Raw genomic sequence first — 14,358 nt, forward strand, 5'->3', positions numbered from 1 at the left:
GGGGTGGCGCTCGATATCCACAGGCGCTGGCTCGGTTACTGATGTTGCATCCACATGCGAAGATGATTCAAACATTTCTCATCGTGGATGGAATAGCGTGATGTCCTATTGGTTCCGGAATCGGGCAGTTGCAGTGTCAGCGCTAGTAGTGCTCCTGGCGGCGGTCCTCGGGCTTGTGCTCGCGTCACCGTTCCTCATGGAAGATCTGGTGGATGGCGACACGGACTGGGTCGAATTGTCGAATATCGGCCAGGCGTACGGGGCGGTAACGGCGGTACTTTCTGCGCTCGCCTTCCTTGGCGTTGCTGCGTCCCTGCTGCTGCAGTGGCGCCTGAATGTCATGTCGCACGCTGTTTCTGCTCGAGAAAGGCACTTCGAACTCATCAAGCTGACGATGGATCGCCCAGAAATCGCATACTTTGTAGACGACGGAGCTGTCAGTTCAGGCACCATGGCGCAGCAACTAAATATCAATCTTTGGGTAGGTCATTGGTTTTTGTTGTGGAAGACTCGGGAGATTGACGAATTTGGTCTGAGGAGGCAGCTTGCTGGGATGTTTCGCAATCCGGTCGCGCGAGAATGGTGGAGGCTGTACGGCCCGACCTGGACGTCCAGCAAGGCTCGGCGTAGTCGCATCTTTGTTGATCTGGTAAGTCGCGAGTGCGAGAATGCCGAACTCATGGCCTCGCCGGTGATGAGCCAAAGCGTACCGGCGAACGGCGGCGACTATCCGGCAAGAGGAGGAGTAGCTTCGGCCAGCGATCAGGAGCGATTTGCGGCGTCTGAGTAGTTGCTTAGGGTGAGGGCGCAGTCAGGTCCGGGCGACCTGAGTGACCTGGCACTGAACAGCGCTTGTGCAGTCTGCGATGGCCCTACTTCGGAGGTGTGCATCATCCTCGAAGGACGTTCGGGACGGCTGAGCCACCAGCAAGGTAAACGGGAGCGTGCTGCGCCCGGGCGCGAAGCGCCGCGTCAACTCGTGCCTTCACGTTCTCCGGAAGACGCTGCTTGGCCTCTCGGCGGGCAAAGAAGGCGACGTCTTCCAACTCCTGTCTCGGCAATTCGAGCGCATCGAGGTTGGCAATTGAACCGCAGTCGAACGTGAAGCTAACGATCGCACGTGGCCGCTGACCAACGGGTGGCGCCCAGTCGACTACGAGAAGGCCGCCGACCACCATCGCGACCCCTAACTCCTCTCGGATCTCGCGGGCGCAGGCATCGTGCGGGTACTCGCCCTCGTCCACGTAGCCGCCGGGGAAGGCCCAGAAGTCGCGGTACGTCGGTTTGACGAGTAGAACGTTACCCGCCGGGTCGGTGATGAAGGCCGCGGCAGCGGCGTAGAAAGAGGCCAGGTTCGCGTACCACGTGGCAGGCTCCGTCCAGGTCACCTCGGTGACGCTAGCGGAAAATGTGTCGGTGCTCTCCCGCTCTACACGGCCGCCGGCATTGCCGCGAGGGTATGCAGGACCTCGTTGACCTGGGGCGATGCCTGCTGCGGGCTGAGTGTGGAAGCGAGTTCGCGGACGCGTTGCTGAACACGTGCCGACTGGATGCCCGAAGTATCCTGCGCAAACTTCCGGCCCCAGTTGCAGGCGGCGTCGGTGTCTCCAGCGCGGGCATGAGTCATGGCGACGAGGGAGGTGTGCAGGGCACGCGTTCGAGTGTTCTGGCTGCCGAGGGAGAGCGCGTCGGGGGCGTGTCGAAGGGCCTGCGAGTACAAGCGTAGGTCGCCCAGGCACCTCAGAGCGGCCCCGGCCAGGTGGGCAGGGCTGAAGTAGCCAACCCAGCGCGGGCCGGGATCTGTGCCCGCCCGGTCGAGAGCACGCTCAGCTTTGGTCAGGGCGAGCTGGCCGGCACGCCGCTCGCCTGACTGTCCATACGCGGTAGCGGCGGTGGCATGCAGCCGAGCGAGCACGGCGGCGGGTGCACGGCCGGCCCCGTCGATAGCTGCTTCGATGAGCCGGGCCGCCTCCCGGGCATGCCCCAAGAACACAGCCTGTGTGGCCAGGTTGGCCAGGAGGTGAGCGCCGTAGAGGCGGTCGTCGGCCGCCTTGGCGAGCCGCAGGCCGAGGGTCACATGATGTTGCGCCGTGGCATGTTCGCCCACGTCGTAGGACATGAAGGCGAGTTGACCGGAGAGTATTGCCGCTGCACGCATGAGGTCGCGCCCCACGGCATCGGTGTAGGTGCCGCGCAGCATGGGCGCGACCTGACGCAATAGGAAATCCGCCATCACGGCGCGGGTCTGCGGAGAGCCGCTGCCGTGGCGTCGGTCGAGATCCGTGAAGTGGTCCGCCAGCGCGTACAGCGATTGAACATCGGTGGAGGTGACTTGCTGCCGGCCGTTGCGGCTGACCGTCTCGTCGGGCAGGTCATACCGCCAACCGAGCGCTGCCTCTAACGCTTTGCCGCTGTCGAACGCCCCGCTGTCTTGTTGGTTGAGGTGCCTGGCCAGCCTCGTCCAGATCTGCTCGGCGGTATCGATCGCCCCATCGACGGACGCGGGGTAGACACACATCCCGATGCTGTCGACTCCGCCGAACCCCAGCTCCGCGACGGCGACTGAGCGACCGAACTTGCGAGCAAGCGTTTCGGCCATAGCAGCCTGTACGTGCTCGCCAGGCCGGCGACCGCGCAGCCACCAGTAGACGCTGGCGGCGTCGTAGCGCCAGGCGCCCTCGTTGCGGCCGGCGTGGTTGAGCTGCCGAGCAAAGGCGGCGTGAGCGTTACCGTAGCCGGCGGCCAGCAGCAGCCCTTCGAACGCCGCGTTCGTCACCGGTCGCGCCATGGTTCCGCCTCCAGGCATCAGCCAACTACTACTAGTGACGAGCCTATGGGCTGCTGCGCGCCTATGGGGACCCGCGCAACCCTGCGCAACCCACGTCCTGAGCAGCGCAACCGAGCGCATTGCTTGCCATCTGGTCCGTCGACCGGCAGCCCGCTTCGCTGATTGCAGGAGTCCTGGGTGGCGGTGAAGTCTGAGCGTCGCGCCCCCGGCTTGACGGAGGTGGCTATGCAGGGTGACGAGTCAGCGAGTAAAGGTGAGCAGTTCGAGGCGGCCGAGCGGGAGGCTGCCAAACAGCGTCTCCTGGCTCAGGCCGAGGCGGAGCGCGTACCCGTGGACGACACGACCCGCGCGGTCCCGGACCGGCGGTGGCGGCGTGACCAGCGATGACGTCCCGATCGGACGCCGGGTGGCGCGGTGGCGGGTGCGGCGGTCGATGACGCAGCAGATGCTTGCCGACCGGCTGCGTAGGTCGAAGAGCTGGGTGGACAAGGTGGAGCGGGGCGTGCGCACCCTGGACCGGTACTCGGTGATCCAGGAGTTGGCCCACGTCCTGCGGGTCGACCCGGAGGTGCTGCTCGGCCAGCAGCCGAGCACCCCGGCGGGCACGCCGGACGGGGTGGACGACATCCGGGCCACTCTCGCCCGCTACGACACCCCGCATGCCGCGGTCCAGCCGTCGGAGGAGCTGCGACGGGAGGTCGGGTACGCCTGGTTGACCTACCAGCACGCGCACTACGGGCAGTTGGTGCGGCTGCTGCCGGGTCTGCTCAATGCCGCCCAGGCCGCGCAGTCACCGGAGGTGCTGGTGCCGGCGTACCGGATCACCTCGTCGCTGCTGGTCAAGCTAGGCGAGGCCGACCTGGCCTGGCTGGCCGCCGACCGCGCGATGGCCACCGCCGGAGACAACCAGATCCTGGCGGCAACGGCCACCATCTCGGTAGGCCAGGCGCTGCGCGCCCAGGACCGCGACCGCCTGGCCCTGACCGCCCTGCTCCCCGCCGCCAACCGTGTCCTTCCACCCGCAACCCGCTCCGGTGATCAAGAGGTTTGCGTCAGTTTCGGAGATCAAACCGCCCGCAAACCTCTTGATCACGGGGGAGGGGGCCGGGGGAGGGCGGTGGGTGGGGCTTTGTTGGTGCAGGCCGCGCTCGCCGCCGGCGGGTGCGGGGAGCACCGGCGGGCCGATGAGTTGATTGACCGGGCCGCGGGCGTTGCCGCAAACCTTCGGGGGTACGACGACACGCACCGCACCAGCTTCGGGCCGATCGCTGTCGAGCTGGCGCGGGTGCTGTCCGCTGCGCAACGGGGTGACGCCGACGAGGCGCTGCACCGGCACTCAGCCGTGGTGCGGCGGGAGGCGTGGCGGCGGTTGCCGGCCGAGTATCGGGGCGCGTACCTGGTGGACGTCGCGCGGGCGTACCTCCAGGTGGGTGACCTGCGCGGTGCGGCGCGGGCGCTTGTGGACGCGGACAGTGTCGCGCCGGCTGAGGTTCGGTGTCGGCCGTTGGCGCGTACCGTGATCGCCGATGTTGCCCGCGCGCAGCCGGCACCGGCCGGCGTGGCGCGACTGGCGACGCTTGTCGGCCTTACTCGCTGACTGGCTGACTGCTCCGGCGCACGGCGACGGCGAAGGGCCACGGCGGGGCGTCACGGTGGACCGGGTGACGGGGGTGCGGCGCCGAGGGATACGCCGGGCGGCCGGGCCGAGCCGCTCGTGACGGGCGTCGTTCAGTGGCGGTAGCACGCGGATTGCGGTAGAAGCGGAAGGCGAGCGAGGGTACGAGGGCGGCTCGTCGCTGAATCAGGCGGCGTTGTGCTGGCCGTTGACCGGAGGGCTGATGGTCCACTGGCTTGCCGCGTCCAGCCGGGTGGAGACGCTGTCCGGAAGCTCGAATCCGAGGCCGTGGAGCGGATCAGCCGATTTGCCCACCTGTCGGGTCCGCCGAGAGGTGGGTCGCGCACTCATGGCGCGGCCCACCCGAACCCGCCGCCCGCAGCCGACGAAGAGACCCGACGGCCTCCGAGACGTCAGGCCGATGCCGACGCCGCTGGCTGATACGTGCAGTCGAGCGCTCGTGCGATGTACAGGCCGTGGTTCAGGTAAGTCAGAAGGGCGTCGATGGTCCCGTTGTCGAGCGCCTCTTGCGCGGCGGCTTGAACGTTGGGGCCAGCGTTCGGCATCGTCTGGTTTGCCTTGATCCGCAGATCGATGGACCAGCTGGTCTGCAGGTTCGTCTTGAGGAACGTGCGGAGGTCATTTGCGGTGCCGTCGAGCCGCGCCTGGATTCTTTCGGGCAACACGATCAAAGAGTCGGCGACTGCCCTGGCCAGGATCTGGTTGGCCAGCACCCGCACCTCGGTGTCGGAGGCGGTATCGAGGTCGACGGTGACGAGCTCGCGAACATCCGCGTACAGCTTGAGGGACCCGGAGTCGAGCGCACGTGCGATGTACAGGCCGTGGTTCAGGTAAGTCAGAAGGGCGTCGATGGTCCCGTTGTCGAGCGCCTCTTGCGCGGCTGCCTGCACGTTGGCGCCGGCGTTCGGCATCGTCTGGTTCGCCTTGATCCGCAGATCGATGGACCAGCTGGTCTGCAGGTTCGTCTTGAGGAACGTGCGGAGGTCATTTGCGGTGCCGTCGAGCCGCGCCTGGATTCTTTCGGGCAACACGATCAACGAGTCGGCGACTGCCCTGGCCAGGATCTGGTTGGCCAGCACCCGCACCTCGGTGTCGGAGGCGGTATCGAGGTCGACGGTGACAAGCTCGCGAACATCCGTGTACACGATCACTTGGCAGGATGTCTCGGCGAGCCCGGGTGATCTGGTTTGAGCCGCCGCCGATGTCGCCGGGACCAGGCATGCCAACGCCAGGAGGACGCCAGCCATAATCTTCCGTCGCATGTGAACTGTTCTTCCCCTTCACTCACGTTCGCGATCGTCGGTGCGAAACATACAAGGTCTCCGCGATCCGCGCGGGCCCGTTTGGTCCTACCTGAGCCCTTGAGCACCGACCGCGTCGGTTGGTGAAGCGCAGCCCGAGCCATAAGCCGAAGCACGCTCCTCGGCATGTCCGTGAGCCGGGGGCGTCGCTGCACACCGTGATGCTGCGTAGCGACCGGATCGCGGCGAATCCGTACGCCGGGATACGCGCTACTCGAAGCCGCGGAAGACACCGTCGGCATCCACATTGCCGGCGAACTCTTCCCAGTCCATGGATAGGCCAAGTCGGCAACATCGAGCGGCACTCGCCGGCGCTTGACAGCACACCGGCCAACTCCCGGCCATGACGCTGTGTAGGGAGCGGTTCGCGGCTAGTTCCGAATGGCGAGCGGCAGCTCCAGCCGTCACGCTGCGTGCCGCGCGGATCGCGGCAGATCCGTGCATGTGACCTTGCTCAGGCCGGTCGCGATTCCGCCGTCAGCCTGCGCCACGGGTGTTTGACGGCTGGCTTGTGCGTGCGGGCCCAAGCCTCAGATCGGCGGCTTCTTCGAATCGTCGTGCTCGACAAGCGCACCCGCTTTGACGCTGGGTGCGGAGCCGCACGCGCCGTACGCATCAACAAGGGCGGCTTTCACCTGGGCTCAGTGCGACGGGGGTGGGTCGCCGTGGCCCGAATGCTGACACGAGCTGGTCGAACAGTGGCGTCGCGGATGGGTGTGGGGCGCGACGTGGTGTGATCATGTAGATACCGCGGGTTGGGGGATCGACGAGAGTCACCGTAGTGACGTCGGTTCGCAGCGCGCACGTCAGCACCCCGGGTATCAGGGCGATGGCGTGGCCGGTTGCGACCAGGGCTACCTTGCCGGGCAGATCGGCCGCAGTGAGGTCGATATGCGTGGTGACTCCGGCGCGGGCGGCGTGCTGGCGCAGCAGCGCGGCCGAGCCGTCGTTATCCTCGACCCAGGTCTGGTTGGCAAGCGCCTGGATGTGCACCGGACCGCGCCCGGCCCATGTATGGCCGACGGGCAGCACGACAACCATCTCGTCCATCCCCAGGAACCGTCGTTCGACACGCGGGTCGTTGGGTAACCCCGGTGGCGCGTCGGTGACGACGGCGACGTCGAGATCGCCAGCGATCACGCGGTCGTGCAGTTGCGGGCTCAACCCGGGCAACAGCCTCCAACGGAGAGGGCCGGCCCCGTCCACCAGGCGGCGGATCGCCGCGGGCACTATCCCAGCCGCCAGAGACGGAGTCGCGCCGACGGTCAGCGGCCGGCTGAGCGCCCCGTCACGAACATCCCGTACAGCGCCTATCGCACGGTCGAACTCCTTCAGCACGACCAGGGCGTGGTGAAGGAACACCTCGCCGGCAGGCGTCGGACGCACGCCGCGCACGTGCCGTTGCACCAGCGGCGTTCCGAGCCGGCGCTCCAGCCCGGCGATCTGCCGCGAGACGGCCGACTGTGTGTAACCGAGTTCGGCGGCCGCCGCCGACAGCGATCCGAGTTGGCACGCCGTCACAAACGCACGCCACGCGATCAACTCCATGGCACGAGTATGCCAGCCGGTATGCGTGAACCGCATCGCTGCCCTGCTAACTCTGCGCTTGTCGCATCCGTCGCGGTGCCCGACAGTGGGATCCATGACCGCACCGCACACGATCGCCGTCCTCGGCCTGGGCCGTATGGGCTCCGCGATAGCGACACGACTCGCCGACCACGACTGGGACGTCGTCGGTTGGACACGTTCCGGGCGCACGGGTGGCGCTGTCGAGACGACCGGCGACCCGAACGAGGCCGTGGCGAAGGCCGACATCGCACTCCTGGCTCTGTTCGACGGCAAAGCGTGCGAGCAGGTCCTCGATCGGGTCAGCGGATCGCTGCGAACGGACACGATCGTGCTGAATACCAGCACCGTCGCGCCCGAGGAGGCGTCGCGGATGGCCCGGCGGCTCGGTCCGTCCTACGTCCACGCACCGGTGCTCGGCTCCGTACCGGCTGCCACCGCCGGTGCGCTGCAGATTCTCGCTGCCGCCGACCAAGACGCGCTCGATCGTGTCCGGCCGGTTCTGGAAGCGCTCGGCACCGTGCGGCACGTCAACGACATCGCCACCGCCGCCACACTCAAGCTGGTCGCCAACAGCAGTCTCGCGGGCGCCGTCCTCGCGCTGCGCGACTCACTGCGGCAAGCCGACGCCTTGGGCCTGCCACGTGACCAAGTGCTGGACGTCCTCGAACTCGGCCAACTCGGCGGGCTCGTCGCCCGCAAGCGAACCTTCCTCACAGGCCAGCCGGCCACGGCCACGGCCGAATTTACGATCGGCGCCCTGGCCAAGGACATGGCACTGCTGGCCGCCGCGTCAAACACGCCCCTGCGTGGCGCAGCCGATCTGGCCGACACCCCTGCCGACCCTGAAACAGATGTCGCCGTTGCCGCCACCACCCCCGCCGTAGGTGACGCGGTGCTTGAACCGCTCCGCGCGTACATCCGTGGACACGCCACCGCGGACCCCGCCCACTTCCGCGACGCGTTCTTGCCCACCGCCCACATTGAGGGAATCCGGGATGGCGAATTCGTGTCGTGGCGCCTGGACGAGTACTGCGCTCTCTTTCGCGGTCTGCCAGCCCCGGACGAACCAACCCGCTCCCGCCGCATCGACGCCATCGACGTCCATGGCACCGTTGCGACCGCGTCGATGACGCTCTGGCACGGCGCGGACACCTTCACCGACGTCTTTCTGCTAGTCCGTGTCGACCGCAGTTGGCGCATCGCCAACAAGGCCTACCACCGGAGCGCCTGAAGGACGGGAAGCGCTCGTGACCGCCATCCGCTCATCGGCATGTCCGTGAGCCGGGGGAGTCGCTGCACACCGTGATGCTGCGTAGCGACCGGATCGCGGCCAGATGTTCGCACGTGACCTTGCGGTCGAGACGCCGGCGCCCGGATCGTGGCTGATCCGGATGTTTGCTGGTCCAATAGCGGTGGTGTCCCTTTTTCAGGCAGCGCTGCGTTCGCCGGCCGGTCGGCGACGTAGGGCCGGGTCCAGGACTGGCGGGGGCACGTAGGCCTGGTCGAGGCGGGTGACGTCGGTGCCGGGCGGAACGATCTCGTCGATCCGGTCGAGGATGTCGTCGGTGAGCGCGACGCCGATGCCCCTGAGTAGGTCGTCGAGGTGTTCCATGGTGCGCGCGCCGAGCAGTGTGCTGGTGACGCCCGGGTGCGCGATGGTGAAGGCCATGGCGAGGTGGGTCAGCGGCAGGCCGGCCTCGTCGGCGAGCGGGATGAGTTGTTCGACGATGTCGATGCGGCGCTCGTCGCTGAGGTGTTTGAAGTAGCGCGCGCGGCTCAGGTCGTTCTGCTGACCTTTGCGGACGCGGCCGGTGAGCATCCCCTGCCCGAGCGGGCCCCACACCAGGGTGCCGAGGCCGTAGCGCTGCGCTGCCGGCAGTACGTCGTTCTCGATGCCGCGGTTGAGGATCGAGTACGGTAGCTGCTCGGTGCGGAAGCGTGCCAGCCCGTGCCGTTGGGAAAGCCACTGGGTATCGACGATGTCGATGGCCGGCGTGTTGGACGATCCGATCGCCCGCACCTTGCCGGTGCGGATCAGGTCGGTGAGCGCGGAGAGCGTTTCCTCGATGTCCGTGTCCGGGTCCAGCTTGTGCACCTGGTAGAGGTCGATGTGGTCGGTCTGTAGGCGACGCAGCGAGTTCTCGACCGCGGTCATGATCCAGCGTCGGGAGGTGCCCTGCTGGTTGGGGTCGGTGCCGGTCGGCCTGCCGAACTTGGTGGCGAGCACGACGGTGTCCCGCCGCCCTTTGAGCGCCCGGCCCACGACCTCCTCCGAGTCGCCGTAGACGTCGGAGGTGTCGATGAGGTTGATGCCGGAGTCGAGCGCCTTGTGGATCACTTGAATCGAGTCCTCCGGATCGGAGTTGCCTACCGACGTGGCGAACATCAGCGCGCCGAGTGCGTACGGGCTGACCTTGATGCCGGTCCGGCCCAGGGTGCGGTACTGCATGAGCGTCTCCTAGCGGTATGGTGAGTGAAGCGGAATCTCTTTCCGGAACTATACGGAAAGCTTTTCCGGAAAGGCAAGGAGGGTTACCGTGTCCAACGACACCGCCGGTTCGAGAACGGGCGCGAGCGCACCGCGCCGGATTCGCACCGACGCGCGCCGCAACGTCGAGGCGCTGCTGGATGCAGCGAAGACGGTCTTCGGCACGTCGGGCGTCGACGCGCCTGCGAAGGAGATCACCGATCTGGCCGGTGTCGGCGTCGGCACCCTCTACCGGCATTTCCCGCAACGCTCCGACCTAATCAAGGCAGTGATCGAGCGCGAGATCGACGCCTGCGCCGATGCGGCGCCTGCACTGGCCGCCGAGCACCCGCCGGGCATCGCCCTCGCGAGGTGGCTCGAACGGCTCGCCGCGTTCGTCGTGACCAAACGCGGGTTCGCCGCGGCGCTGCATTCCGGCGATTCGGCGTTCGACGGCCTCTCCGGCTACCTGATGGAGAAGCTGGGACCAGCGCTGGGGTCGTTGCTCGATGCCGCGACTGCGGCCGACGAAATCCGGGCCGTGGTTAGCTCGCAGGACCTTCTCTACGCGGTCGCGAAACTGTGCGCACCCCTACCGGACGAGGAGCCGGACTACGGCCGCCGCATGGTCGCGCTCCTCGTCGATGGACTACGGTCCATCGACACCCAGCGCTGACCTAACTCGTCATAAGGCATGGCGGATCCGGAGCCGCGGCCGGACACAGTGCCCAGCCGCCCACCCGACTCCCGATGGTTGAGCCGCTTACCGACCGGCATTGCGTGCAGTGTTGTGCGTTCACTCCCGCAGGCGGTCGCAATCGCCCTCAACTCGGCATGTCCGTGAGCCGGGGGCGTCGCTGCACACCGTGATGCTGCGTAGCGACCGGATCGCGGCAAATCCGTACGCCGGGATACGCGCTACTCGAAGCCGCGGAAGACACCGTCGGCATCCACATTGCCGGCGAACTCTTCCCAGTCCATGTTCGAGATCGTGAGGTTATTCTGAACCGACCACATCTCGGATGGCACGACTCGGAACGTGGCACCGTACTGGGGCCCCTTGCCCGGATCCTCCAGATCTTCCACGTAGTCATAGAGGTTGACTGCGAGAATCGGCCGGTCAGAGTGCGTTAGCGCCTTCGCATCGACGAGGAAGGCAACGGCATGGTGAACGTCTGCGGGCACCGTCTCCAGCAGTTGCGCCGGCGTGGTTCCGTCGTACGCATGGTCATCGACGAACGTTACGAACGCAGTGAACCCGCCGTCCGTCTGTGGTTCAACGATCGCCTCCTGAATCTCTATCCATTCCCGCGAATGAGCAAAGTCGGTCCGGATGACCAGGGAAACATCGGAGCTCTGGTGCCACATGCGCTCAACCACGCACGCGAGGATAGGCCAAGTCGGCAACATCGAGCGGCACTCGCCGGCGCTTGACAGCACGCCGGCCAACTCCCGGCCATGACGCTGTGTAGGGAGCGGTTCGCGGCAGATCCGATACTGAGTCCCCGCAGTAGGGACAGGAAGTCCGTCCGCACGGGCAGAGGGCCTCATGGGCGCGGTTGGGGGTCTCGGTCTTCGGCGAAGGCTGTCTGCTCCGCAGGTGCAACCCAGATGCCGGATAGCTGTCTGACGTGGTGGACATGCTCTTCACTCGGCAGGTTCCCGACGCTTCGGGCGGCCATCGCTGTCACGCTGCGCGACGCGCAACTTGCGGCGATGCCGTGCCATACTGCGGCACGTGCACGTGACCGGGGAAGTGCAGATGACGTACGGCCTGCTGCGGCGGATGAGCCAAGACGCCCAGGGCCGCTGGCAACGCGTCATGCGGATGCTCCTGCTCGCCCTCGCGGCACTGGTTGTGCTGCTGGCCACGCTGCTCGCGACACTGACCGGGTTCAACGGTCGGCTGCTCTACCTCGTGCTGGTGTTGTGTGCCGCGCTCGCCGTGACAGAACTCCTTCCGGTACTGAGTTGGTTGCTGCAGCGCCGCCTCTTCGTCGAGCCGTTCCAGTACGGGGTGAGCACGTCGGGCGTCGACATCCAGACCGCGAGCAGCCGGACCCAGATCGACTGGTCCGGCATCACCCGGATTCGGCGGCGACGCCATACCTGGCTGCTGAAGTACGGAATGAGCCAGATCCCGGTGCCGCGGGCGGCGTTCTCGCCCGAGGATCAACGGATCGTGGACGACTTCATCATCGGGCGTCCCGAGTTCGCCGGGTGACCGTCCCCGACGCGGCCAGCCCGAGCAGCGCGACCGCCGAATTGTGCAGCACGTCGACAGCGTCCCCGCACGCAGCAGCCGACCGCTCGGCTACGGCCAGTAACCCGTACGGCAGTTGCGCAACGCACGGATCGCGGCATTAGGGCGCGCGGTGCGGCAGAAGCGGTCGTGTCTGCGGCGGCGGGAGCCGAATGGATGACTGGAGACCCATGGGATCATGACGTCATGTCGACCCAGCGTGATGCCGGTGACGCTCGGGCGACCGACCGCGCCCGAGGAGTTCCAGATCGTGGTGGTTCATGGGGAAGTCTGCGGAAGTTCGGTTCGGCCGGCGGGGCTTTCGGCCGCCGGCGATCCGGTCTGGTGTTCCTGACCTGCCTAGCGCTGGTAGGCGGACTCCCCGTGGTGGTGGCTACTGTCCGGATCAGCTCGTCACTGATTGAGAGAGCGGAGCAGGGCGTGGCCGAGGAGAGCGCGGTCGAGGTCACCTACTGCGCGGGATGGGATCCGGGGAGCCGGAAGCCTGTCGGCGTGATGGGTGTGGACGGGGCGCGCAAGCGCGATTCGGTCGGAGAGCCTTACGCGGTGCTGCTCACCGCCGACGCGCGGCCGAGGGCGCTGCTGCAGATCGACTGGGGGCGCCATTACCTGGGCCTGTTCCTCTTCGAGGAGCATGGCCGCCGCGACCGTGCCTTTGACTACCGCAAGCTCGACGAGCCGGGCCTGCTCGATCTGCGCCAATACGAGCAGTGGCGCTACGCGTCTGCGGACGAGCCGGAATTCCCTGAGCGCGGCTGGCACTTCACCCTCACGGCCCGGCCGGACAGTGACACCGCCGGTGTGCAGCTGGACCATGGCGGCCTTTTCCAGACCAGCCACGACATCCCGGAGCGGCACCGGACCCTGCGCAAGGCCCCGTTCGGCGACTGGACGGCGTACGCGGACGGCCGGATGCTCGGTTTCAAACCCAGTGCCGGCGACGTGACGCTCGTCCCCGCCAAACACAAGGAAGACCAGGAGCACCGGGAGGCCGCACCGCCGCTGTGGCGGGCTCCGTCGGGCCTGCGGCCCCGCCATCTGGAGGCGCTGTTCACCCCGGGCAGTCGGTTCACCGACACCGAGTTCGGCGTTGCGATCGTTACCGAACCCCAACCCGCCGGGGTACTGCGAGTGCCTACCGGCGCAGTGATCGCCGCCGACCCCGGCACCCTCGGCAGCCGCGATGAGCCGTACACGGTAACGATCCCGGCGGGAGACCACCCCCTGTTGATCGCCGGCATGCGGTGGGAGAGCGAAGGCTGGAACGAGACGACCGCCGCCATGCTGCGGATCCTCGACAAGCCCACCGCAAGCTGGGAACTCGCGGTCCGTCCTGGGCAGGACATACGGCTGCTCGGCGACGACGAGTTCTACGGCTTCGGAGTGGACACCGGCATGGGCACATTCCTGGACGCGTCAGGGCGGGACGCCCTCGCCGCAGCGTACGAGCACCGGCAACAGAGCGGCGCCCGGGACGATGACAAGGAGACGGAGGCCGCCGACCCGGCCACCGGCACCAATCTGATCGCCTACCCGAGCGGGAGAGGCGACGGCTCCTACCCGGTCTGGATCGGCCGCACCGCCGACGGCGATGTCACCTGCCTGGTGGCCGACATGCTCGTCCTCCACGACATGAAGCCCCTGCCGCCCACCGCACCCGACACCACCGTCTTCCTCACCCCAACCCCGACGGGCAGCGGCGTGCGACCGGAGCCGAAGCCAGCAGACCCCGAGGCAACCGCCGAGTTCCTGGCCACTGTTGGTGCCAGCATCGCCGCCAAGAAGGAGCAGGTCAGCCGTCGCTGACGCACCGCCCGCCCAACGGCGGCCGGGTCCTGGCGAAGCCCGTCGGCGAGCCCAGGCCGAAGGCCCCGGTCCGCCCCGCTGATCCGACCGGACAAAGAGGTCCTAATAGCGGTAGTCGGCATGCGCGCCGCCGGTCACCGTGCCGGCCAAACGTCCTCATCTCGGCTACGTTGGACGGCACTCAGGTCAGCTCGGCGGGACACTGCGTAGCGCGCCTCGCGGCAGATCCGGACGCTGTGGGTCGCGCTCATACTTGCCTCGTGACCAACCAGAGCGATGCCGTTCCCGTGCTCGTCATCGACGGAGCCTCGTTCGTCGACTTCGCCGGCTTTGTACGCGAGTTCTCGCAGCTGCTCTGTCACGGCACCTGGAACGGAAGCCTCGATGCCTTCAACGACATCCTCCGCGGAGGCTTCGGAACCCCCGAGACCGCATGGGTGTTCAGGTGGGTTGGGCTTGACCCGTTTCGACGGACAGGGTCGATGTGTTGATGTTAGTCAGGCTGCTTGGACCGTTGGTAGAAGGTGC

Annotated in this window: 15 protein-coding genes; 8 read left to right on the forward strand and 7 right to left on the reverse strand. The window is 67.2% G+C overall.

Going from position 1 to position 14,358, the window contains the following annotated elements:
- The first annotated feature begins 196 nt into the window (after window positions 1-196).
- Window positions 197-790, forward strand: coding sequence for a DUF6082 family protein (locus ACLQ28_RS30950; RefSeq protein WP_425689798.1), 594 nt, complete (start codon window positions 197-199; stop codon window positions 788-790).
- Between the two features lie 100 nt (window positions 791-890).
- Here ACLQ28_RS30950 and ACLQ28_RS30955 read toward each other — a convergent pair whose 3' ends face one another.
- Window positions 891-1,388 (reverse strand): NUDIX domain-containing protein, encoded by a 498-nt coding sequence (locus ACLQ28_RS30955; RefSeq protein ID WP_425689799.1) that lies wholly within the window; start codon window positions 1,386-1,388, stop codon window positions 891-893.
- Window positions 1,389-1,429: 41 nt separating this feature from the next.
- Complete coding sequence (locus tag ACLQ28_RS30960; RefSeq protein WP_425689800.1) at window positions 1,430-2,788, reverse strand: hypothetical protein; 1,359 nt, start codon at window positions 2,786-2,788, stop codon at window positions 1,430-1,432.
- A gap of 225 nt (window positions 2,789-3,013) precedes the next feature.
- Here ACLQ28_RS30960 and ACLQ28_RS30965 point away from each other — a divergent pair, with 225 nt between their 5' ends.
- Both ACLQ28_RS30965 and ACLQ28_RS30970 read left to right on the forward strand, forming a co-directional pair.
- Complete coding sequence (locus ACLQ28_RS30965) at window positions 3,014-3,175, forward strand: hypothetical protein (RefSeq protein ID WP_425689801.1); 162 nt, start codon at window positions 3,014-3,016, stop codon at window positions 3,173-3,175.
- Window positions 3,162-4,385: a helix-turn-helix domain-containing protein gene (locus ACLQ28_RS30970; protein WP_425689802.1), complete on the forward strand. Its 1,224-nt coding sequence runs from the start codon at window positions 3,162-3,164 to the stop codon at window positions 4,383-4,385. The genes ACLQ28_RS30965 and ACLQ28_RS30970 overlap by 14 nt, the downstream gene beginning before the upstream one ends.
- A 204-nt stretch (window positions 4,386-4,589) precedes the next feature.
- On the opposite strand, the gene ACLQ28_RS30975 is transcribed toward ACLQ28_RS30970, so the two are convergent.
- From ACLQ28_RS30975 to ACLQ28_RS30985, 3 genes are all read right to left on the reverse strand, one after another.
- Window positions 4,590-4,754 (reverse strand): hypothetical protein, encoded by a 165-nt coding sequence (locus ACLQ28_RS30975; RefSeq protein ID WP_425689803.1) that lies wholly within the window; start codon window positions 4,752-4,754, stop codon window positions 4,590-4,592.
- Between the two features lie 62 nt (window positions 4,755-4,816).
- On the reverse strand, window positions 4,817-5,575 hold the full coding sequence (locus ACLQ28_RS30980) for an ALF repeat-containing protein (RefSeq protein ID WP_425689804.1): 759 nt from the start codon (window positions 5,573-5,575) through the stop codon (window positions 4,817-4,819).
- A gap of 765 nt (window positions 5,576-6,340) precedes the next feature.
- Window positions 6,341-7,273, reverse strand: a complete 933-nt coding sequence (locus tag ACLQ28_RS30985) for a LysR family transcriptional regulator (protein WP_425689805.1) — start codon at window positions 7,271-7,273, stop codon at window positions 6,341-6,343.
- Window positions 7,274-7,367: 94 nt separating this feature from the next.
- On the opposite strand from ACLQ28_RS30985, the gene ACLQ28_RS30990 reads away from it, so the two are divergent.
- A complete protein-coding gene (locus ACLQ28_RS30990; RefSeq protein WP_425689806.1) occupies window positions 7,368-8,525 on the forward strand; it encodes a nuclear transport factor 2 family protein in 1,158 nt (385 codons plus the stop codon).
- Between the two features lie 195 nt (window positions 8,526-8,720).
- Here ACLQ28_RS30990 and ACLQ28_RS30995 read toward each other — a convergent pair whose 3' ends face one another.
- Window positions 8,721-9,743 carry an aldo/keto reductase gene (locus ACLQ28_RS30995; protein WP_425689807.1) on the reverse strand — a complete coding sequence of 341 codons (1,023 nt, stop codon included), beginning with the start codon at window positions 9,741-9,743 and terminating at the stop codon, window positions 8,721-8,723.
- 88 nt (window positions 9,744-9,831) lie between these two features.
- On the opposite strand from ACLQ28_RS30995, the gene ACLQ28_RS31000 reads away from it, so the two are divergent.
- Window positions 9,832-10,437, forward strand: a complete 606-nt coding sequence (locus tag ACLQ28_RS31000; RefSeq protein ID WP_425689808.1) for a TetR/AcrR family transcriptional regulator — start codon at window positions 9,832-9,834, stop codon at window positions 10,435-10,437.
- A 242-nt stretch (window positions 10,438-10,679) separates the two neighbouring features.
- On the opposite strand, the gene ACLQ28_RS31005 is transcribed toward ACLQ28_RS31000, so the two are convergent.
- Window positions 10,680-11,141, reverse strand: a complete 462-nt coding sequence (locus ACLQ28_RS31005; protein ID WP_425689809.1) for a DUF6924 domain-containing protein — start codon at window positions 11,139-11,141, stop codon at window positions 10,680-10,682.
- A gap of 358 nt (window positions 11,142-11,499) precedes the next feature.
- Between ACLQ28_RS31005 and ACLQ28_RS31010 the strand changes: the two genes are divergently transcribed.
- The 3 genes from ACLQ28_RS31010 to ACLQ28_RS31020 all read left to right on the forward strand — a co-directional run bounded on the left by ACLQ28_RS31010 (window position 11,500) and on the right by ACLQ28_RS31020 (window position 14,321).
- Window positions 11,500-11,985 carry a YcxB family protein gene (locus ACLQ28_RS31010; RefSeq protein WP_425689810.1) on the forward strand — a complete coding sequence of 162 codons (486 nt, stop codon included), beginning with the start codon at window positions 11,500-11,502 and terminating at the stop codon, window positions 11,983-11,985.
- A gap of 459 nt (window positions 11,986-12,444) precedes the next feature.
- The gene (locus tag ACLQ28_RS31015; protein ID WP_425689811.1) at window positions 12,445-13,830 is read left to right on the forward strand and encodes a DUF4241 domain-containing protein; all 1,386 of its coding nucleotides are present in this window, start codon (window positions 12,445-12,447) and stop codon (window positions 13,828-13,830) included.
- Between the two features lie 260 nt (window positions 13,831-14,090).
- Window positions 14,091-14,321, forward strand: a complete 231-nt coding sequence (locus ACLQ28_RS31020; protein WP_425689812.1) for a hypothetical protein — start codon at window positions 14,091-14,093, stop codon at window positions 14,319-14,321.
- The last annotated feature ends 37 nt before the right edge of the window (window positions 14,322-14,358 follow it).

Source organism: Micromonospora sp. DT201, assembly GCF_049841575.1.
Classification (GTDB): domain Bacteria; phylum Actinomycetota; class Actinomycetes; order Mycobacteriales; family Micromonosporaceae; genus Micromonospora.

Coding starts and splice junctions, on each gene's coding strand:
- ACLQ28_RS30950 (WP_425689798.1), top strand. CDS start 197: ATGGAAGATCTGGTGGATGGCGACACGGACTGGGTCGAATTGTCGAAT.
- ACLQ28_RS30965 (WP_425689801.1), top strand. CDS start 3,014: ATGCAGGGTGACGAGTCAGCGAGTAAAGGTGAGCAGTTCGAGGCGGCC.
- ACLQ28_RS30995 (WP_425689807.1), bottom strand. CDS start 9,743: ATGCAGTACCGCACCCTGGGCCGGACCGGCATCAAGGTCAGCCCGTAC.
- ACLQ28_RS30960 (WP_425689800.1), bottom strand. CDS start 2,788: ATGGCGCGACCGGTGACGAACGCGGCGTTCGAAGGGCTGCTGCTGGCC.
- ACLQ28_RS30975 (WP_425689803.1), bottom strand. CDS start 4,754: ATGAGTGCGCGACCCACCTCTCGGCGGACCCGACAGGTGGGCAAATCG.
- ACLQ28_RS30990 (WP_425689806.1), top strand. CDS start 7,368: ATGACCGCACCGCACACGATCGCCGTCCTCGGCCTGGGCCGTATGGGC.
- ACLQ28_RS30985 (WP_425689805.1), bottom strand. CDS start 7,273: ATGGAGTTGATCGCGTGGCGTGCGTTTGTGACGGCGTGCCAACTCGGA.